The organism is Flexilinea flocculi, assembly GCF_001192795.1.
Taxonomy (GTDB): Bacteria; Chloroflexota; Anaerolineae; order Anaerolineales; family Anaerolineaceae; genus Flexilinea; species Flexilinea flocculi.
The window spans coordinates 1,689,346-1,711,481 of record NZ_DF968181.1 but is presented as its reverse complement, the minus strand read 5'-3'; the positions used below and the strand labels follow the sequence as shown (position 1 = coordinate 1,711,481).

The following is a 22,136-nucleotide window of genomic DNA, read 5'->3' as shown; positions in this document are numbered from 1 at the left end:
AAGTCACCAATTTTTTCTTAAGGATTGGACTTTTCTGATGATCTATAATGATGGCGTTTCTGATGGGACCAAAGTCGGTTCACTCGTAATAAAAGTCTGGTCACCTACTACAACCGTATAATAAACATAATAAAAAGTGATTCCTTCCGGATTGGAAAATGACCATTCTGTCTGATATGTTCCATATTCTGCAGGCGCTGTAGATGGCATCGAAATAATTAATGTTTGTCCAGGCTGAACGATCTGATTAATTTCATATATGGACTGATCTGCAAGTTGAATGCCTTTATGATAAGCAAATTTATATTTTCCTGACCAGGTGGCCGTTCCGATATTCTTTAATTGCCAGGTCAGTCTAAATTTTTGCCCTGGTGTAAATTGATTGGGATATGGTTCTACACTGAGAAACTCCACCTGATACGGATTAATAATATTTGAAGTTGGAGTCACTTCTGTATTTGAGATTGCGGTTGGAATGAGGATAATCGGATTCGTTGGCAGTACTGTTGGAGTATTGGTGGGAGTCGTTGTGGTTGTCGGAGTCGGCGGCATAGCTGCTGCGGTTTCAGTTAAATTTACGGCAATCGTCTGAGCCGCTTGCGTATAAAGATCATATTTATTCTCTTGAGGAATATGAGAACATGCAGAAATACCGAGGATGATTGAAAATAAACATATAAAATGACGAATTTGATTCATGATACTCTCTTTTTTGAAATACTATCGATTATTATAGCCTCTTTTATACGATTCACAAAAGAAGCAGTAATTTGAAATATGGCCTGAATGATTGATCGTTGTGTTATTTTTGAGCGGAATACAAAAACAACGACTATTCCATGTCTTTCAACTTGCTGTAAACGGAGAGCAGTTCAAAAAAATAATTCGAATTGTTATGAATTAAGGAAAGAATTATGGTAAAGGAGTAAAAAAGAGCATCTCCAAAACTGGAGATGCTCTTTTTTATTATGCTTTTAAGACGTGCAGACAGTTTTCGATAAATGATACTTTCACATTTGATTTTTCAGGAATTATATCCAGTCTCGCAGGATCCGTCTCATGGGCAGTTATTTGTTTCCCGTTCAAGTCTAAAACATATTCAATGGATTCTCCAAGATATGCTGCCTGGATGATCTTAGCCTCAAATTTACCTTCTTCTCTGCGGACATGAACCATTTCAGGGCGAACAACAACATCGACTTTTTCTCCCGCATTAAAATCAACATATCTCGGATCAAAAAGGAAAATGGTTTTTCCCTCAACTTCGATTTCTAACTCATTCTGTGATACATTTCGAATGATCCCGTTCAAAAAATTCGCCCTTCCTATAAAATCCGCTACAAATTTTGTTTTTGGGTACCGGTAAATATCACGAGGAGCGCCAATTTGTTCTATTTTTCCTGCGTTCATAACAACAACTTTGTCTGAAAGGACCATCGCTTCCAGTTGATCATGTGTTACGTAAACACAAGTGAAACCCAGTTCCCTTTGTAATTGACGAATTTCGAAACGCATTTTTTCTCGCAATTTCGTGTCAAGGTTAGAAAGCGGTTCATCCATCAGCAGTACTTTTGGTTCCATCACGAGTGCTCTGGCAAGCGCAACGCGCTGTTGTTGTCCGCCGGATAATTGATTGGGAGCTCGTGTTTCGAATCCTTCAAGATGTACCATTTCTAATACTTGATTAATACGTCTTTTTTGGTCATCCTTGCTGATTTTTTGGACATTCAGACCATATGCGATGTTTTCATAAACATTTAGATGCGGAAAAATCGCATAGCTTTGAAAAACCATGGACATATCTCTTTTATGTGTTGGAACATTATTAATTAGTTTTCCATCTAACAGGATATTCCCGCCTGTAGGAAACTCAAATCCGGCAATTAATCGAAGTGTAGTGGTTTTACCGCAACCTGAAGGTCCAAGCATGGTTACTAATTCACCTTTATTGATTTCGATGCATATTCCATCCAGCGCTTTGACTTCTTTGGCTCCTCCTCTGGGAGGAAAAACTTTTTCAACATGATCAATTTCAAGGTACATAAATTATTACTCCTTTAACTCAGAAGGCGGAATTGATATCGATATTTGCATCAATTTTCAATATTTTTCTGGTAACAATATTCATGATCCCGATAAAAATCAGTACCAGAACAATAATGACCGATGAGTAGGTCGCTGCATAGCTTATTCCATCCTGTTCCCATCCGCTCATAATTGATGCAGTCACAATCTGCCATTTGGAAGTCACAAGGAAAATAATGGCAGAAAGACTTGTCATATGACGTGTGAAGCTGAATATCAATCCTGTCATTAAAGCAGGAAGGATTAAAGGCAATGTGACTTTTCGGAAAGTATATTGACTATCCCCGCCTAAAATTGTTGACGCTTCTTCAATCGAATAATCGATTTGCTGCAAGGCTGCAATACCTGACCGTACTGAAGCAGGAAGTGAACGAACTAAAAATGCAAAAAGGATAATATAGGCGCTACCATTCATTTGCATCTGATCACCGGTGAATAAAATCATTATGGAAAGAATCAAAAATATCGTTTTAATCAGTTTCTCAAATTTTCCGCGGTATTGATAAATGATTATTGCAGTCACAAAAAACAGACACACACCCAGAAAAAAAGTCGGTAACGAAAAAGGCACTTCAAGATAATCTGCTCCCTGTGTACATAGCGCTTTCCACCAGCGAATTTTTTGTTGTTTCCCATAAATGCGAATTGGTTTTGTAATATAGGGAATAATTCGATTGAGCAAAAGGTAAATACCAACCCAAAATGCAGTTTTTCCCATACTTCGATACGACCGCTGCGTTGTTAGAAAAATCGACAGTAAAATGAAACATGCTCCGACAACGTAATAAATATTGTTCAGCCCGATACCGAAGGGAATTGCGCTTTCACTGAGGATATTGCCAGATATTCGTTGAAAATTTAATCCAAACCAGCCAGTAGGTCCCCAAAGAAATCCACCGTCATCCAGGCAACTGAAAATGAGACCGAGTAAAACACCTGGAATAAGAATAGTGATGCGTTTTTTCCAGGTCTCAGCAACACAAGTTATGAAAAACCAGCTTCCGGCAACTACTAAAAAAATTGCCAGCCATGGATTTGGAAAATTAAAAGTCAGGATAAAACCCATACCGACGATTGTTCCGGGAACTGCTCCGCCGATATTCGAACCAAAATCAAGAACTTCTTTCCCAGGAAATTTTTTACGAACAACCAGGAAAGCAATAACCATTCCTAAGAGAGCGGCGATCGGAGTCGCATAGAGACTCAGGAAGGTTGTATCCAAAATTGATTCCAAACCGCGGCCAAACATTTTTGTCCAGTTATTCAGCGTTGGTGTGAAGTTGATGCCCCAATTTTTCACAAACGAACTTGCAATGACTGTAAGATAAATAACGACGATAAATGCGCAGATTATATAAACCAGAACAGCAAAAATGGTACGGATTCCATTACTTTTTTCGTAAACTTTCCCGACTGTTGGTTTTCCTGTAACGGAAATGTATGAACGGCGAGAAATATAGTACCTCTGAACGAGATATACAATGAGTGTGGGCAACAGCAAGACGAAGGAGAGCGCTGAGGCTTTTTGATAGTTGTATTCTCCGATGACTGCCATATAGATTTGTGAGGAAAGGACTGTTGTATTGCCCGAAATGAATTGAGGATTACCAAGATCTGCCAGTGACTCTACAAATAAAAGCATAAAGCTCGCTGCAATTCCCGGGATCAGCAATGGCAGGGTAATTGTTCGGAAGAGATAAAACCTGCTTGCTCCCAATGTCTCAGCAGCTTCTTCCATAGAGGCATCCAAACGTTCCATCATCGATTTCAGCATCAGATAGGAAACGGAGAAGAAAGTTAAAGTCTGGACAATCACCAGACCATCCATCCCGTAAATATCATTCATGCCGGGTGTAAATTTGATACCCAGAAGCGTTTTGGTCACCAAGCCATTTCTGCCAAATAATTGAATCATTGCAATCGCAACCGCAAATGGCGGTGAAACAGTGGGAACTAACGCCAGTAAATGGACAAATTTTTTGCCTGGGACATTGCAGCGTACAGTCGCATATGCAAAAATGAAACCGACGATTGTTCCGCAAGTCGATGACATCAATCCCATCTTTATGGTGTCAGCAAATACGGCGCGATAAGTCCGGCCGTATTTGGCAGTCTCTTGTAAAATCAAACCAGCCGATCTCAATAATTTCGTAATGCCATCGAAGATGGTGCCATCAAAATACCGCGCAAATTGAGTCAAATCAGTCTGACCGGTATCTGATACAAATCCTCGAATCACCGTTCTAAGAATTGGATAAAATATAAAAATGATCAGAAATATAAATGAAAAAATTAATGCGATCATTAAAATCGGATCGCGGGCAATCAATCCGATTTCCCGAATTTGGCGGATTAAGCCTGATGGCTTTTTTCTTTTAAGAGTATTTGCCTGAATATCTGTCATTTCCCGCTCCGCTAATTGAAATTGATAAAATAGATGTACTTATTGGTTTGAAAAAAAAGAAGAAGGGCGGCAGCTTGAATGTACCGCCCTTCAAAATGTTTTAGTTATCTAAAACATTCATTGGGAACTATTTCTTCATGACTCCGCTTTCATCCATTTCAGCATTCTGGATTTCATTTGCGAATTTGTCCTGGAATTCCTGTTTATGAGCACCTGACCATGTGAAGTCATAATTGATCAGTTTTACATCCAATAATTCGGGATGTGATAATTCAACACCGGATACTGTTGGCGCCTGATACGATTGAAATACTGGACCCAAAGCCTGTGCTTCCGGAGTGATTGCCCAGTCATACCATAATTTTGCATTTTCAAGGTTCTTTGCACCTTTCAAAATTGCTTCGGCTCCAACTTCATAGCCAGTTCCTTCTGACGGGAAAGAGATCGTCATTGGTGCACCATTATCTTCAATCTCTTTGACCATATCATGGGAGAACATGACACCAACACCGAATTCACCGGAGGCAACATATTTACCAGCACCGGAACCAGATTTTGTGTACATGGCAACCTGGTCATTGAATTTCTTCAAATATTCCCAGCCCTTTTCTTCACCCATAACCTGTAGTACGGTTGAAAGGAAAGTATAGGCAGTTCCTGCAGTTGACGGATGAGAAATAACAATTTGTCCTTTATATTCTGGTTTCAGCAAATCTTCGAAGGATTTTGGTGCTTCAACTCCAGGGTTTTCAGCTAACCAGTCTGTATTGGTCATGAAAGCCAGTGAACCCATGTAAATTCCCGTATAATAATGATCTTTGTCAACAAATAAGTCATAAAAATCGGGATTTATGTTTTTGAGGTTCGGGGATTCATATTGTTCAAGGAGACCACCTTGGTCTTTTGCTGCAATGAAACTGTCCATCGGGCCGCCCCACCAGATATCAAAGGAAGGATTTCCTGCTTCTGCCTGAACTCTGGCTAAACCTTCGCCTGATGATAAGCGAATCCATTGTACATCGATTTCAGGATATTTCGCTTCGAATGCTTCTTCCATACCCTGGCACCATAATTCCTGGGGAGTGCATAGAACGCTCAAAACACCGCTCTGAGCAAAAACAGGGGCAGTAAGAGCAAGCGCTAATACTGCAACAGCAAAAACAAATAAACTTTTCTTCATGCGAGTTTTCCTCCTAAATAGAATATTAAAATCTTCTATTACAAAATAAGAGCAAATATCTTTTACTTGCCTGACATTTTATCCTGCTCATTTATCAGTATACTTTAAAAACTCATTTTAGTCTGTTTATAAAGAGGAAGAAGAATCGAAAATGTGAAGTACGTAATTATTTTATGTGACAAATTACTAAAAGAAATGGAAAACAGGAATACGTTGTTGCAGTAACTGACAAACTAAGTATTCCTGTTTCCTGAAAATGTATAAAATTTATTTACTTTGTAAAGCATCTCGAATTTCGGTTAATAGTTTCACTTCATCTGATGGTTCTACGGGTTTCGGGGCTTCTGCTTCCTTCTTTTCCAAAGCGTTTATAAATTTTCCCATTGCTTTCATAACAAAGAACAATACAATTGCGATGATGATAAATGTCAGTAGAGCTGATATAAAGTTTCCTATCGTTATGATTGGAGCGCCAGCATCCTGAGCCAACTTCAACGTTGCATAAGACTCACCATTAAGCGGAATAAACCAGTTCTGAAAAGATACGCCGGATGTGATCAAACCGATGATCGGCATGAAAATGTCATTAATCAGGGAAGTGATAATTGCATTGAAAGCTGTTCCCATCATGAGACCGACTGCCAAACCAATGACATTCCCTTTCGATATAAATGCTGAAAATTCAGAGAACATTTTTTTCATTTTTTTCTCCTACAAAAAAAGTATGAGGGGGTAATTCTCTGTTATTTTGAAATTATTATGCATCATGTAAAAATTTCAAAATAACAAGTTTTTCCCGATTGCGACTTATAACGAGGTTCTATTTCAAATAAATGACAGATATTTGGAAAAAATTATCAATAAAAACATTATGCCATAAAATCTGAAAAAAGAAAAATGGGACTTATTGAGAGATTAAAAAAAGGATTTCAAATCACTGAGACAGATAAGAATAATATACTTATAGGATAACCATGACAACAATTCGAAATATGAATTATTCTTTCGAATAAAGAACGAACAGCAAAGAATATTTTCATATTTCGAATCGCTGTAAACAAGATCGGTATTATTAAATTACTAAAAACTATTTTGATTTACATAAAAATTTCAGATAAGCTTCCATAAAACCGTCCAAATTACCATCGAGTACAGATTGTGCATTACCAACTTCAAAATCCGTTCTGTGATCTTTTACCATCTGGTATGGATGCAGCACATAAGATCGAATCTGGCTACCCCATTCTGCTTTCACATATTCTCCTCGAAGTTCGCCTAATTCTTTTTCTTGTTCCTGATGTTTAATATCGAGAAGCCTGGATTTTAATACTTTCATTGCATTTTCACGGTTTTGTGTCTGTGATCGTTCATTTTGGCAGGTAACAATGATTCCAGTCGGGATGTGGAGCAGTCGAACTGCAGTTGAGTTCTTCTGAACGTTCTGGCCGCCTGCACCTGAGGATTTAAAAACGTCAATCCGAATTTCGTCTGCCGGAATTTCGATTGAATCATCATCGATTGCTTCCGGGAGCACTTCCACCATCGCGAAGGAAGTATGTCGCCGATGTGCCGCATCAAAAGGAGATAATCGTACAAGCCGGTGGGTACCTTTTTCAGATTTCAATTTTCCATAAGCATATTTTCCGGTAATTGTCAGTGTGATAGTCTTTGTTCCGGCTTCTTCTCCTGGTGTGAAATCAACAATATCGCACAAGTAATTATGCTCTTCTGCCCAACGCAGGTACATACGCTGCAACATGGATGCCCAATCATGGGCTTCGGTTCCGCCAGCTCCGGCATGAATTGCCAGAATCGCATTACCGCGATCATATTTCCCTGATAAAAGTGTTGATAGCTCTTTCTGATTTACTTCAAGATTCAGACTGCTGATTTCTTTTTCTAATTCAGGACGCAGCGATTCATCGTTCAGCTTAGCCAATTCTAAAGCATCGTTAATGCGGGCGCTTAAATGTTCCCAACCAGATAGTTCATCCTGAAGATCATTGACCTGTTTTAAGATTTTCTGAGCGCGTTCCTGATCATTCCATAGATTCGGATCTTCTGATTCACGATGCAGCTGAGTAAGGGATTCGCGAATTTTATCCAATCCGACGTTTTGAATGAGTTCATCAATTTTTTGTTTGTTTAACGATATTTGGTCAATTAAATCCTGCATTGACTGATTCCTTAATCTCCTATAATTCCTTCAACGAAACTTTCACGATTAAATCTTTCCAGGTCTTCCGGCTTTTCCCCTAAACCGGCATAGATGATTGGCAGATCTAATTCTCTTGCGATAGCAAAAGCCATACCACCTTTTGCGGAAGTATCCAATTTCGCTAATATTGCACCGTTGACTTTGACGGATTCCTTAAAGGACTTGGCTTGCGATAAAGCATTTTGGCCGGTGGTCGCATCCAATACAATCCAGGTCGCATGCGGTGCGCCATCCAGTGCTTTTCCAATTACACGATGAACTTTTTTTAATTCTTCCATTAAATTGAATCGAGACTGAAGTCTGCCTGCTGTGTCAATAATCAGAATATCACTGCCGCGAGCAATTGCTGCCTGAACAGCATCATAAGCAACGGCTGCTGAATCTCCGCCTTCTTTTCCAGCAATAACCGGAATATTCAGACGATCTCCCCAAACTTGAAGCTGGTCAATTGCAGCGGCTCGGAATGTATCTCCTGCTGCTATCATTACCTTCTTGCCGGATTGCTGATATATTTTGGCCAGTTTTGCGGTTGTGGTTGTCTTTCCAGATCCATTAACTCCAACCATCAGGATAACAAAAGGTTTTGCATCTTTTGCATCCTGAAAAGGATCTGGGACATCTTTTAATCGATTCATCAACTCAATTTTTAAAAACTTCACTAAATCATTTGCTTTAAATAATCCTTGGTCTGCGGCAGTCCTTTTCAGACTTTTCAATATATCGGCAGAGGTATCGATTCCTAAGTCAGCCTGAATCAGGATCTCTTCCAGATCATCCCATAAATAATCGTCAATTTCGTTTGTTCCAAAAACCGAAGTAAGACGAGAAAAAGTTACTTTTCTTGTCTTATCCAAGCCTTTAATCCACTTTGAGAAAATATCTGCCATGACACCTCAAATCATATTACAAGGGTTAATCGGGGAAATTATATCATGCTTGCATAACCAGTCATCAACCAGCAACTCGAAATATAGGGGACATTTTTTATTTGTGACAGCCTTAAGCTTCGTATAAAAATCATCACAGCAATATGTCTTTCCCATTTGATTCGAATAGCAAATCAAAATTTCGAATTACTGGGTATTTACTCGAAATTTGAATAAGTAATTATGTTAGAAGGATATCTCTTTGATTATTTGTTTTTTGTTTATAAAAATAACAAATGATTAAATAATTTACTCATTTTTTGAACTGCTGGTAAGTAATTGTCCGCAACCGGCACCGATGTCGACGCCACGTTTCAAACGAATCGAACAAGCAATTCCGTATTTATCCAGCATCATTTTAAAATCATTTGTTCGCTCTCTTGAAGATCCCTTCTGGTCAAATTTAATGGTGCTATTTAAAGGAATTAAATTAACATGACACAACATCCCCTTCAATAACTTTGCCAGAAGCGCTGCTTCTTCAGGTGAGTCATTAAAACCATGTATCAGTGCATATTCAAATGTAATTCTGCGGCCAGTTTTTTCTGTATAGGTTTTACATGTTTCAATAAGTTGTTCCAATGGATATTTTTTATTGGCTGGAATGATTTGATCGCGAATTTTTGATGTTGGTGCATGCAAAGAAACAGCTAAATTTATTTGACGTTTTGCTTTTGTGAATTTTTCAATCATGGGGATGATTCCGACTGTGGAAATTGTGATTCGTCGTTCTCCAAATTGAAAACCATCTGAATCGTTGATAATATCGATCGCTTTCATCACATGATCATAATTATGGAACGGCTCGCCCATGCCCATAATGACAATATTCGTTAGTTTTTTTTCTTCTAATTTCAACTTTTCTGCAAAGAATAATACTTGTCCAACGATTTCTCCAACCGATAAATTACGAATGAATCCCATTTGACCGGTCGCACAAAATGCACAATTCATGGCACAACCTGCTTGTGAGGAGATGCAGATTGTATTTCGTTCATAATATCTCATTAATACTGCTTCAATTTTTTTACCATCTGAAAGTTGAAGCAAGATCTTTTCTGTCTGTTTATCTTCAGACTGAATATTCTTAATTTCTGTTACTGGATGAAAATCATATTCATTTAAAAAGCGATTACGGAGCTCTTTGGGGACTGTATTCCATAATTGTGGATCCAAATATAACTTTTTATAAACAAACTGCCAGATCTGTTTAGCTCGAAAAACAGGTTCGCCCCATTCTTTCATTACGTTTTCAAGGTCACTCAGATTTAAATCATAAAAACTGACATTCATATTTTGCTCAATTCAAGTAAAACTATTTCTTCAACTGGAATAGACGTATTATTATTGAGATCTCTCAGTTAGAAGTTGGTCTGCTATCGTGTTCAGATCCTGACAGATCAAATCCGGCTGTTCAGCATAACAGGCAATCGAGGATTTTGAATCAACTCCGGACAGAACCAGCGCTGTGCGGCAGCCTGCGCGAATTCCTCCCAAAATATCCGTATCGTATCGATCACCTACTGCTAAAATCTCTGATGGGTGCAAACCAGTTTTCTCACAGGCAATATTCGCCATGATCGTATTTGGCTTTCCGATGACGATTGGAGATACACCAGTGCACGTTTGCACAGCATTGACCATAACTCCGCCTCCAGGTATCCAGCCATTTTCTGACGCAAGGACATTATCCAGATTTGTCGCATAGAAAGCTGCACCTTCATTAATTAATTTCATGGCAACAGCGACTTTTTGATAAGTCATTTCTTTATCGAGACTGACTAATACAATATCCGCGTTTTCATCAACCAATGAGAATCCTGCTTTTTGTAGATATTCTTTTAATGCGTTCGAACCGAAGACATGAATTCGCGCGTTGATTGAAAAATCTCTTTGAAATAGATATGCTGCTCCTACGGCGGGTGTAATCACCTGGTCTGAATTAATCTCGACTCCCATTTTTGCGAGATAATCCCGATAAGCTTCAGGTGTGCGCGTGGAATTATTCGTTCCGAAAAGCGGGATGATTCCAATTTTTTGAAATTTATGAAAAATGGAAGGCAGATCCCCGATGGGATTCTTACCATGCCATAAAACACCATCCATGTCTAAAAAAAGCGCTTTAATTGAATGAAGGTCCATTCCAGACAATATTCCTGACTGTTGTAATTCGATCTTGAGTAAAACTTCAATTTATAAAATTTTCTCAATAATTGATGAGAGACGATCATGGATATGTATTTTCGGCTTCATATCGATGATACTGCTAATAAACAAGAAAAACTATTATATCTCGATATCGCTTCCCCTCACGATTTCAATGATAATAATTATCAATTTGAAATATGAAAAGAATTCATGTAGTTCTCATGGTTTTACGCTTAGCGTAAAACCATGAGAACTACATATTTACTCTTTTTATTCAACAGGTTAATCCATATTTCGATTTGCTAAAAAATATTCTTGAAATTCGAAATTATTACTTAAAATTCGAATCAATCGATAATCTGATAACTTAAAATAAAAAGCTGTTCTAAAAAGAACAGCTTTTTAATACAAATCCGATACTTAAATTTTATTCGATTCAAGAACTTTATCAATTAAACCGTACTCCATCGCCTCTGGTGCGGTGAAATAACGATCTCTGTCCGTATCATGCAAGATGGTTTCATAGGACTGTCCAGTATGTTTTGCCATGATATTGGACAAATCGGCTTTAAGCCTTAGAATTTCTTTGGCTTGAATTTCAATATCTGAAGCCTGTCCTTCAACACCACCCAATGGTTGATGCATATGGATTGTTGCGTTCGGTAATGCAAAACGGTGTCCTTTGGTGCCCGCAGTTAAAAGAACTGTGCCGAAGGAAGCGGTTACTCCACATGCAACCGTATTGATCACATTCGGGATCATTTGCATTGTGTCATAAATAGCCAATCCTTCATAAACTGATCCACCTGGAGAATTGATATAAAATTGAATATCCCGTTCCGGATCTTCTCGGCTAAGATATAACAATTGAGCAATAATCAGATTGGAAATCTGAGAATCAATTTGAGTCCCTAAAAAAATGATTCGTTCTTTTAGAAGTAGTGAAAAAATATCATAAGAGCGTTCCCCATATCCGCTTCCCTCCACAACCATCGGAACGACAGTATTTAAAGGCGTTTTCATTTTTCCTGAGCCCTTTCTAAAGAATAATCTCTAAGAAATCGATTAAACTGGTTTCAAATCACAGCTTTTTTCTTCGAACAATCTTATCATGATTACAGGGTGAAACATAATAGAAATTTGTTAGAAACAAAAACGGCATGGTGTTTCCAGCCGTTTTTGTTGTCTTCTTTTTGAATTCGAATGATTGAAAAACGATCATTCGTTCAATTATTCCTCGCTTGAAGAGTTATCAGTCGCTTCCGGAGTTATAAGTTCTTCTGATTTGACAAGCGCCGATTCATCCAGGTTCTTATCCGTGTGGTCTGACTCAATGGCGGGATTCTCACCTTTTGCAATTGAAATCAATCTTTCAAAAATGGCGTCCGAGTAAGTCTGATTCATTGCAGTTGTTGTAATTCGGTTGGTAATTTCGGCCTTATCTTTTTTTGTCTTTGCTAACTGCAATTCTTTTGCTGCTGATTTTTCAAGAGAAGCAATTGCTTCCTTAAACTTGTCAAAGTTGATCTGTATCTTTTCCTCAGAAGCAAATTTTTCAATAACCAGGCGGCGTTTTAATTGATTTTCAGCGTTTGGTTTTATTTCTTCATTGAGGAATTTCTCCATGTCTGTTTTCTTCAGCTTGAGATAGGTGTCAAGATCCAGATTCTGATGACTGAGCCTGTGTTTCAAATCTTCAACCATATCGTTTACTTCTTGTTCAAGTGTATCAAGGCTGAATTGGATATCGGACTGGTCAATAATTTTTGATAATACTTTATCAATGAATTCATCTTCATAAAGATGATTTTTCTGGATTAGAAGCCGCTTCTTTACATCTTCAACGAAGGCTTCATAAGAATCAAATTCCCCATAATTTTTCGTAAATTCAAGATCATCTGCAGGTAATACAAGTTTTTTGATACTTTGAATAGTGGTCGTGAAAACAGCTTTTTTCCCTTTCAATGACTCAATGAGAGTATCTTCAGGATATACATACTCTGTTGTGATGATCTGACCTGCTTCTTTTCCTAAAAGATTTTTTGTAAAACCTGCAAAAGGCCATGAATTTTCTTCATCTGTATCCTGACCGATGACGAATTCATAGGGCATCTCTTTAATCAGATCTCTTGAACCCGATTCTGCTTCAGGATCTTCTATTTCAGCTTTTATTAAAACGTATGCGGTATGACCTTCAGCAGCAGGGGCATCAATCGGTTCAGCAACTGCAAATGGCTTTTTTAACTCTTCAATTGCATTGGCAACTTCAGTCTCAGTTAATTCAGGCTCAACGAAATCTTCGCGAACATCCCGATAGGAATTCAAATTGACAGAAGGCGCCAGCGGAACAATGATGCTAAATTTTGGAGGAGCAATCTGCTCAATCTTATCCAATTTTCCCATTCCGCCTGGTTCAATCGATGCTTCTTTCAGAATCTGTTCATATTGTTTTTCCAGTAGAATATCGAGAGCTTCTTGTTCAATTGCTTGATCACCATAATTTCTGCGAATAATTTCATAAGGCGCTTTGCCTGGACGGAAACCTGCAATTTTTGCTTGACCCGCAATTTTCCTGGCAGCTTGAATTTTCAATGGTTCAAATTCTTCAGCGCTGACCTCAACAATGATTTTGGTCTCATGATTTTCAAGTTTTTGTGATTCAATTTTCACGATGGTTTTCCTTATTTCATTACAAATATTTTTTGATAATCCCACCTTCGATTCGGAGTAGGGAAGGAGGGGCTCGAACCCTCATGCCTTTTGGCACATGATCCTAAGTCATGCCTGTCTGCCAATTCCAGCACTCCCCCAAAATTTTCAACGTTTTTCTACCCCAATTTCTTCAGGCAATATATTTTACCCCATATTTATATGCAATATATAAATTCATGAGCTAAAAATCAATTTGTTTAAGAGAGAATATGTAGCTTGAAAATCAGGAATTTATCACCAAATGCTATCTGTGCGCCTACTGAGACTCGAACTCAGACTTCTACCTCCGGAGGGTAACGTGATGTCCATTTCACTATAGGCGCATAACGAAATCTATTTTACCACTGTTTCATCAGTGATTCGAAATTTGGAAAAAAATACAGCAAAAATATATTTTCTCTCGCTATTTGTCTTATCCATATTTCGGATGACTAACAATAGTATTTATCATTCGTAAAGTGCAGAAATACTATGGGGCAGTTTCCTATGAAAACCGTTTTTTAGGAAGATGCTAATATGAAACATAATCTTGAATAACGAATTTGATCGAAATTTAATCCCAAGGCATCGACAACTTCATCCGGGCGTCCCATCGCAGAATCTCTTGCAGCCATCTGAATTTTCATAATCGTATTTATATCTTGCTCTTGGTTAAAAGAATATTCTTCAATCAAGGGCTTCAGGTCATAAGGTTTATTTCTACGACTTCGAATGATCGATGGAGTTGCAAACAAGGCTTCCATCTTTATCCGAAGCTCATCTGGAGAAATTTGAGTAAAAAAGTTAATTTCATAGACAGCGCTTTGCGTTATGGTTGTTAACGCTGGTGAATATATAGGAATTAATTGCAGATTCACAATATTCAGTCCTTGCGGAGCATTTTGATTAATTCTGTCCGACAAATTCTTTTCGGTTATTTCATAGTTCGGATTGATATTATCAAAATCGAACCAGAGGTCAATCATTTCTCCAAATCCGTTCCATCCCAGAGCAAGCGGCCAACCTGGAGATATCTTCGGTACCGGATGAAAGCCTTGCGTATAAGCCAATGGAATTTTTGCTCTTAAAAGTGTGCGGATCCAAATTTTTTGCAGATCTAAATGGCTGATATACCGGAGGGGGCCAGTCTTTTGATAAGTAATTCGATAGCGATTCATTATATTAATCCTCCGAATGGCGGGTAGCGATGGATGGGCAGAACCATTTTGCGTCTGGACTCTCTGCCCGAATTGCTGCAAAAGATTGATTGATGCCGCAGCCATAGCAGCCATTTCTGCAATCTTCCCGCAGTTCGCCTTTCAGACTGAGCTCATATTCCTTTCGCAAGATTTTCTTTGAAACGCCTGTATCAATGTGATCCCAGGGAAACACTTCATTTTCACTTCGTTCCCGGTGAATATAGAAATTGGGGTCGAGATGGTTTTCCTCAAACGCTTGAATCCAGGCTTCTTTATGAAAATGATCCTGCCATGCATCAAATTTGGCTCCCAACTGCCAGGCTCGATAAATGACCGACGATTGACGTCGATCTCCACGAGATGACCAGGATTCAAACATAGTAATATCTGACTGTGACCAGGTAATTTTAATCCCAGGTGTGGAGAGCGCATCTTTTAATAGCTTTTGTTTTTCAAGAATTTTTTCTGGATCATCCGCTTTTGCCCATTGAAATGGTGTATGCGGTTTTGGAACAAATGTGGAAATTCCCAGATTCAATTGGGATCGTTTGCCTATATGCTTCCTGCCAATTTTAATAACCTTAATACACAAATCTGCAATCGCTTGTACATCATCCAATGTTTCTTCAGGAAGACCGATCATAAAATACAGCTTGATCGTCTGCCAGCCGTGGCTGAATATCATATCGACGGTTTCCAACAGCTGATCTTCAGAAATATGTTTATTGATCGTGTGTTTAATTTTTTCTGAAGCTGCTTCCGGCGCCAAGGTAAATCCACTGAATCTGCTTCCACGCAGTTGTTCCAGAATATCCACGGATACCGTGTCAATGCGCAGCGAGGGTAGTGATATGTTCAGTTTGCGTTTGTTATAGATATCATGTAATTTCGAAACAAGCGATTGGATTTGCGTGTAGTCAGATGATGAAAGCGATAATAATGCAATTTCTTCATGCCCGGTTTCATTGACGGATGTTTCAATTGATTCAATAATTTGCTCGAGCGGGCGCTCACGAACCGGTCTGGTAACAAAACCTGCCTGACAAAAACGACATCCTCTGGTACAACCGCGCATAATTTCGATCGCTACACGATTCTGAACGACATCAATCAGAGGAACCACAAAATGTTTTGGCGGTGGAGGAAGAATGGGTACGATTCTTTTTCTGATTTTTTGTTTTACATCGGGATAAAGAGGGTTCAGCCTGGCTAACGTACCATCCGCATGATATTCCGGTTCATAAAAGGCTGGAATGTAAACCCCTTCAAGTTGCGAAATTTCGTGTAGCAATTCAAACTTAGGCTTACTTAACGATTTCCATAACTGATAGATCCGTATAATATCTGTAATTACCTCCTCCCCTTCCCCAATCACAAAAACGTCAATAAATGCCGACATCGGTTCCGGATTGAAGGTGGAGTGCCCTCCAGCAATAATCAAAGGATACCCTTCCGAACGATCTTTGGAAAAAATCGGGATCTGTGCCAGATCCAGTAAATTTAATACATTGGTATATAGCGATTCGTATGGGATCGTAATTCCGATAATATCCATTTTATCGAGTGGAGTCTTGCTTTCCAGCGTATAAAGCGGGATATTTCTGTTTCGCATCTCCATTTCCATATCTTCCCATGGCAGGTAGGTACGCTCTGCCCAAACGTTATCCATCTGGTTGAGTTGATCATAAAAAATGGACAAGCCCAAATTGGGGACACCCAGATCATATATATCGGGAAATGCCAGAGCAATTCTGGTCTTGATGGTATCTGGATTTTTATGTACTGAATTAAATTCACCGCCGACATATCGGCCGGGTTTCTGTACTTTTAATAAAAACTGGTCTAATTGTTCTTCAATTTCTTTTGAATTCAAGGAATGGCAGCCTTTCTTAAAGGATTCAAATGATGAAAGCGTAAAAAAATATATGAAATCAGTTTTACAAATGTCATCAACGCGTATGATATTTGTAACTTTACAGGTTTTTAGCGTAATTTCAAATTGACCATTTATCAATTATAAGATAATCTTAACTGTAATAAGTTACAATGAAAGCAGTTACATAACGCGACTTCAGAGAAAAATTTTTTCAGAAATATACCAGGTGGGTATTTTCAAATGGCCAAAGCTCCAACGATCTATGATGTTTCACGAAAAGCCGGCGTCAGTACAGCGACTGTTTCTCGTGTACTGAACAATCCCGGAAAAGTGAATTCTTCAAAACGAGAGTTGGTAGAGAAAGCAATTCGAGAACTTGATTATCATCCTCTGCTGGAAGCCCGTTTGCGAACGACGAAAGATGTCAAACGGATTTGTGTTTGTGCCCCGCACTTTACAGCAAATTCTTTCGTGCAGCGATTAAGGGGTATTGCTGCTGCATTAGCCGGTCGCAATTATGAATTGCAGGTCTATACAGTATCATCGAAAAATCAGATGGACCATTTTATTGAGACTTTAGAACTAAACAAATTGGACGGAATTATTACATTATCGCTCCCATTCACTGAAAAACAGATTCAAAGAATTTTTGATTGTCAAATCGAAATGGTAATGATTGAATACCTTTCACCATATGCCAACTGTGTCACTATCGATGATTGGCAAGGCGGTGTGATTGCAGCTGACCATTTGTTAAAAAAAGGCCATAAAAAATTTGGAATTGTTTGTGAGTTATCAAAGCCGGATTACAGCGTTTTCCCAATATTGCCAAGAATGGAAGGCTTTCGTTACGAGTTAAGTCGTAACAATCAAAAACTTGAAGATAAATATATTTTTGATGTTCCTTGTGAAATTAAAGGTACCTATCAAAGATTTATAGAAGTTTTTAAATCAGGCGATTTTCCGGATGCAATTTTTGCTACAGCCGATTTGGAAGCATTAGGTATTCTAAGAGCAGCGAAAGAATCCGGAATTCGGATTCCCGAAGATGTTGCGGTGATTGGTTTTGATGATATTGATTTTGCTGATTATGTCGGATTGACAACTATTCGGCAGAATCTTGATCAAAGCGGCAGAATTGCGGTGGATCTTTTGACAAGTCGAATGAAAGACCCCAAAAGGCCGCTTCAACATGTGAGGCTTCCATTAGAAATTGTTCAAAGGGAGACCACATAAAATCAGGGAAAGAATTCCGATATTTTCGGAATATATAAATCTTTTTGGAGGAAAAATGAAAAAGTTTTTGTCACTGTTGTTGGTAGCAGCAATGTTACTTGGCGTTACTGCTGCTGTCTCTGCTCAGGATAAAACCTATCTTGAGCGTGCCTATGAAGGTGAATTCAAAGGCAAAACGGTAATTTTTGACGGCCCATTTATCGATAATGATCAGGTCTTATTCGAAGAATCCATTAAGGATTTTGAAGAAAAGACCGGTATTGATATCCAATACATTGGTAATAAAGATTTTGAATCCACCATTCAGATGCGTGCAGAAGGCGGAAATGCTCCTGATATCGCTGATTTCCCGCAGCCTGGTTTGATGGCAAATCTTGCAGCCGGTGGTTACCTGGTGGATGTTCGTGATTCGATTTCCGAAGATTGGCTGAAAGAAAATTATTCCCAATCATGGCTTGACCTGGCAATGGCCAAAGATAAAGATGGCAATGATATTATGGCCGGTGTCTGGGCACGCAATAATGCAAAATCACAGGTATACTATCGCCCGGCAGTTTGGGCTGAAGCCGGATATGAAGTTCCGACAACCTGGGATGAAATGATGGCTCTTTCAAAACAAATGGTGGAAGATGGTGAAACACCATGGTGCATCGGTATCGAATCAGGCGGCGCAACCGGTTGGCCTGCGACTGACTGGATCGAAGATATTATGCTGCGCACTGTTACCCCCGAAACCTATGACAAATGGACCAAAGGCGAATTAAAATTCGATTCACCAGAAGTACGAAATGCTATTCAGATTCTGAGCGACTTATGGTTTGCTGATGGATTTGTCTATGGTGGAAGAAAAGCAATTGCTTCAACCAATTTTGGCGAATCTGTAAAACCATTATTCTACGATACTGATGGTTGTATGATGCATCGTATGGGCAACTTCATTACGGCTTATTTCCCCGAAGGACTTACCCCGGGTGTTGATTACGATGTGTTTTATCTGCCTCCGATTAATCCAGAAATGGGCAATCCCTATTTAGGCGCTGGCGATATCTATGGTATGTTCGTAGGACATGATCGTGATGAAGTCAAGGCTGTCCTTGAATTCTTCTCCCATGGCGAATCCCTGAAATTCTGGCTTGGACAGGGCGGCGCAATGTTCCCTGGAAAAGATGCAGATCCTTCCTGGTATGCCAATCCGACCGATGCAAAGATTGCTGGATGGGTTGCTAATGCATCAACATTCCGATTTGATGGTTCCGATCTGATGCCGGCTGCAGTTGGCGCAGGAACCTTCTGGAAAGGAATGACTGATCTGGTAACTGGTTCCGACATCGAAACTGTAATTAAGGAAATTGATGCCGGCTGGCCTGCAAAATAATATGTAAAAATGGGCTGAAAGAAGGGGAATTTCCCCTTCTTTCAGCCATTCAATAGCTTTTTTGAAGATAATTCAAAAAATACGGAAAATTCCCTATAATTAATAAACAATAACCTCAATCATTCAGCCGTACGTAAATATTCACATCATGCATGAAAAGCATTGAACTTAACGACTTCAATTTAAAAAATACAATAAGTATCTTTTTTTCTTGATATACCTGAGAAAAAGCGATACTTATAGTCTTTTTTTGGTGAATCGAAATTGGATATTCCTTCCCATATTTCGAAATGCTGCTTTTTTGTTAGAGGCAGGTTTCTTATTCGTTTCACATGAATAGATAATAAATTCATAGAAAGAATGGAAAAAAAATATGAATACTAAATCTGATGTAAGAATACAGAAAATAAATCGATTGACATTGTTTCTAAAAATGGCAGCCATCATTATTGGAATCGTTTTGTTTTTTGCAGCAGGAATAAAAATCCTGGAATATCTTGATATAAAAGAACAAAAATTGCTTTCTGCTTTGTTCGCTATACTTTGGGGTGTCTCTGCAGTTTCATTATTTTTTATTGGTGCAAATTGGATTGTTGAACATTTCTCTCCCAGATGGACTTCCAGAATTCAGCCTTACGTTTTTGTAGGTCCCGCTGTACTGATATTACTTTGGGCACTCGCCGTTCCAACTGTGCGAACATTAATCTTTTCATTAAAGGATGCAAACGCCAGACACTGGATCGGACTGGCGAACTACAAGTTCGCATTTACTGATCCGCAAATGCTGATCGTTTTTCGAAACAACCTGCTTTGGTTGATTCTGGGAACATCCGCTTGTGTCATTCTGGGGCTTGTAATCGCAGTATTAGCTGATCGATCAAGATATGAAAAAATTTATAAATCCATCATTTTTACACCGATGGCAATTTCTTTTGTCGGCGCTGGTGTCATTTTCAAATTTGTATATAACTATAAAGGGCAGGGAAATGAAACTGGTTTACTGAATGCCATCATTATGGCTTTTGGTGGAGAACCACAAGCATGGCTGCAAATGCCATTTTGGAATAATATCTTTCTTATTGTCATTATGATATGGATACAAACTGGATATTGTATGGTGATTCTCTCCTCTGCGATTAAAGGAATTTCTTCGGAATTGCTGGAAGCGGCCCGTATTGACGGGGCAAATGAATTTCAGATTTTCTTTAAAGTAATCATCCCGGTAATTCGAGGGTCCATTATTGCGGTAACAACGACAGTGCTGATCTTCAGCTTGAAAACATTTGACGTTGTAAGAGCGATGACAGGCGGTCAATATGGCACAAACGTAATTGCAAATGAGTTTTTCAACCAAAGATTTTTATATTATGACAAAGGACGTGCTTCAGCGATCGCAATTGTATTATTGATTCTTGTGATCCCGATCATGTATTTTAATTTACGGCAATTCAATGAAAGGAAGGCATTCTGATGGCTGAAAAACATGCAAGTTTAAAACGACAACAAAGAATCTCCGCCTTTTTTGTCAATCTGACTTTGATTTTTATTTGTCTCCTTTTCATGGTTCCGATTTTTGGTATTTTCATTACTTCTTTCCGACAATCAGAGAAAATTTTCAATAGTGGCTGGTGGACTTTTTTCCCGCACAAAGTATGGCAGGAGACCGGAGAAATAAAACTGGACAAAGATGTTGACCTTAATGGAGTCATTTCATTCACATTGGAAGATGGCACAAAAGTAGAAGGGACCTATGCGACATTAAAGAACGGTGTTTTTCTCAAGGATGGTATAAAAGTTCAATATATAGGCGCAAAAAGGACAAGAACGATCAAATTATCCGAAAAACGATGGGTTGGATTTGAAACAGATTTGACCCTGGAAAACTATAAAAACGTTTTAACCGGAAAAGCTATTTCATATAAAGGGGAAGATGGCAGTATTCTGACACGAAATGGGACCGATTTAAGCAAATCGTTTATCAACTCCTTTGCGGTTACGATCCCATCTACCATTATTCCGATACTGATCGCAGCGTTTGCTGCATATGGATTTGCATGGCTGAATTTTCGCGGTCGAAAAGTGATGTTTACAATGGTTGTAGCATTACTGGTTGTGCCTTTGCAAATTGCCATAGTCCCTGTACTGCAAGACTTTTCCAAGGTAAATCTTAATGGAACGTTTCTTGGAATCTGGTTAGCTCATACAGGTTTTGGCCTTCCGCTTGCGATTTACCTGTTGTTCAACTATATCAGTGAATTGCCACGGGATATTTTGGAGTCTGCTTTTATTGACGGAGCAACGAACTTCACGATTTTCACACAACTGATCTTACCTTTGTCCGTTCCTGCAATTGCTTCTTTCGCAATCTTTCAATTCCTTTGGGTTTGGAATGATTACCTGGTTGCATTGGTTGTTTTAGGCGGAGGAAATAATGAAGTTGTGACGCAGACGCTGGCAAACATGGTCGGGACGAAAGGACAAGACTGGCACTTGCTCACAGCCGGAGCTTTTGTTTCCATGGTTGTTCCAATGGTTGTGTTTTTCTCACTGCAGCGTTATTTTGTCCGCGGAATGATGGCTGGATCTGTAAAAGGTTAAAGTCGATCAAAGATTTCTTACTACAGATCAAGTACCTCCATAGCAGAATTTTTGATAAAATTTTCGAAACAATTCTGTGAGTGTTAGTATTTTCCCTGAAATCGGATAAAACTAACACTCAAACGTTTTCTGAAGAGATTTCTTAATAGAATTGTTTGAAATAGATGAGAGCGAATTACTCAATATAGTAAAAGGAAATA

17 protein-coding genes and 2 tRNA genes are annotated in these 22,136 nt (G+C 38.8%); 4 read left to right on the top strand and 15 right to left on the bottom strand.

Annotated elements, in window-relative coordinates; genetic code table 11:
- Window positions 1-42 precede the first annotated feature (42 nt).
- From ATC1_RS12030 to ATC1_RS11960, 15 genes are all read right to left on the bottom strand, one after another.
- Window positions 43-699: an NBR1-Ig-like domain-containing protein gene (locus ATC1_RS12030; protein ID WP_062282462.1), complete on the bottom strand. Its 657-nt coding sequence runs from the start codon at window positions 697-699 to the stop codon at window positions 43-45.
- Between the two features lie 267 nt (window positions 700-966).
- Entirely contained in the window at window positions 967-2,043 is a 1,077-nt protein-coding gene (locus ATC1_RS12025; protein ID WP_062282458.1) for an ABC transporter ATP-binding protein, read from the bottom strand.
- Between the two features lie 19 nt (window positions 2,044-2,062).
- The gene (locus tag ATC1_RS12020) at window positions 2,063-4,489 is read right to left on the bottom strand and encodes an ABC transporter permease (RefSeq protein ID WP_062282453.1); all 2,427 of its coding nucleotides are present in this window, start codon (window positions 4,487-4,489) and stop codon (window positions 2,063-2,065) included.
- A 127-nt stretch (window positions 4,490-4,616) separates the two neighbouring features.
- Window positions 4,617-5,669 (bottom strand): ABC transporter substrate-binding protein, encoded by a 1,053-nt coding sequence (locus tag ATC1_RS12015; RefSeq protein ID WP_062282450.1) that lies wholly within the window; start codon window positions 5,667-5,669, stop codon window positions 4,617-4,619.
- Window positions 5,670-5,936: 267 nt separating this feature from the next.
- Complete coding sequence (mscL, locus tag ATC1_RS12010) at window positions 5,937-6,362, bottom strand: large conductance mechanosensitive channel protein MscL (protein ID WP_062284139.1); 426 nt, start codon at window positions 6,360-6,362, stop codon at window positions 5,937-5,939.
- A gap of 394 nt (window positions 6,363-6,756) precedes the next feature.
- Window positions 6,757-7,845 (bottom strand): peptide chain release factor 2, encoded by a 1,089-nt coding sequence (gene prfB, locus ATC1_RS12005; protein WP_062282447.1) that lies wholly within the window; start codon window positions 7,843-7,845, stop codon window positions 6,757-6,759.
- Window positions 7,846-7,856: 11 nt separating this feature from the next.
- The gene (ftsY, locus tag ATC1_RS12000; RefSeq protein WP_062282443.1) at window positions 7,857-8,774 is read right to left on the bottom strand and encodes a signal recognition particle-docking protein FtsY; all 918 of its coding nucleotides are present in this window, start codon (window positions 8,772-8,774) and stop codon (window positions 7,857-7,859) included.
- 288 nt (window positions 8,775-9,062) lie between these two features.
- Window positions 9,063-10,106, bottom strand: a complete 1,044-nt coding sequence (gene rlmN, locus ATC1_RS11995) for a 23S rRNA (adenine(2503)-C(2))-methyltransferase RlmN (protein ID WP_062282440.1) — start codon at window positions 10,104-10,106, stop codon at window positions 9,063-9,065.
- A gap of 51 nt (window positions 10,107-10,157) precedes the next feature.
- Window positions 10,158-10,955, bottom strand: a complete 798-nt coding sequence (locus tag ATC1_RS11990; protein WP_062282437.1) for an HAD-IIA family hydrolase — start codon at window positions 10,953-10,955, stop codon at window positions 10,158-10,160.
- A 426-nt stretch (window positions 10,956-11,381) separates the two neighbouring features.
- Entirely contained in the window at window positions 11,382-11,984 is a 603-nt protein-coding gene (locus ATC1_RS11985; protein ID WP_062282433.1) for an ATP-dependent Clp protease proteolytic subunit, read from the bottom strand.
- Window positions 11,985-12,191: 207 nt separating this feature from the next.
- Window positions 12,192-13,631, bottom strand: a complete 1,440-nt coding sequence (gene tig / locus ATC1_RS11980) for a trigger factor (RefSeq protein WP_062282430.1) — start codon at window positions 13,629-13,631, stop codon at window positions 12,192-12,194.
- Window positions 13,632-13,689: 58 nt separating this feature from the next.
- A tRNA-Leu gene (locus ATC1_RS11975) sits at window positions 13,690-13,771 on the bottom strand.
- A 153-nt stretch (window positions 13,772-13,924) separates the two neighbouring features.
- Window positions 13,925-13,996 (bottom strand) — tRNA-Arg (locus tag ATC1_RS11970).
- A gap of 177 nt (window positions 13,997-14,173) precedes the next feature.
- Window positions 14,174-14,830 (bottom strand): TIGR03936 family radical SAM-associated protein, encoded by a 657-nt coding sequence (locus tag ATC1_RS11965; protein ID WP_062282427.1) that lies wholly within the window; start codon window positions 14,828-14,830, stop codon window positions 14,174-14,176.
- Between the two features lie 4 nt (window positions 14,831-14,834).
- Entirely contained in the window at window positions 14,835-16,724 is a 1,890-nt protein-coding gene (locus ATC1_RS11960) for a TIGR03960 family B12-binding radical SAM protein (RefSeq protein ID WP_062284137.1), read from the bottom strand.
- A gap of 243 nt (window positions 16,725-16,967) precedes the next feature.
- Here ATC1_RS11960 and ATC1_RS11955 point away from each other — a divergent pair, with 243 nt between their 5' ends.
- The 4 genes from ATC1_RS11955 (at window position 16,968) to ATC1_RS11940 (ending at window position 21,936) form a co-directional block, all read left to right on the top strand.
- Window positions 16,968-17,963 (top strand): LacI family DNA-binding transcriptional regulator, encoded by a 996-nt coding sequence (locus tag ATC1_RS11955; protein ID WP_062282424.1) that lies wholly within the window; start codon window positions 16,968-16,970, stop codon window positions 17,961-17,963.
- Between the two features lie 55 nt (window positions 17,964-18,018).
- On the top strand, window positions 18,019-19,338 hold the full coding sequence (locus ATC1_RS11950) for an ABC transporter substrate-binding protein (protein WP_062282422.1): 1,320 nt from the start codon (window positions 18,019-18,021) through the stop codon (window positions 19,336-19,338).
- 373 nt (window positions 19,339-19,711) lie between these two features.
- Complete coding sequence (locus ATC1_RS11945; protein ID WP_062282419.1) at window positions 19,712-20,809, top strand: carbohydrate ABC transporter permease; 1,098 nt, start codon at window positions 19,712-19,714, stop codon at window positions 20,807-20,809.
- A complete protein-coding gene (locus ATC1_RS11940; RefSeq protein WP_062282416.1) occupies window positions 20,809-21,936 on the top strand; it encodes a carbohydrate ABC transporter permease in 1,128 nt (375 codons plus the stop codon). Before ATC1_RS11945 ends, ATC1_RS11940 begins: the two co-directional genes overlap by 1 nt.
- Window positions 21,937-22,136: the final 200 nt, after the last annotated feature.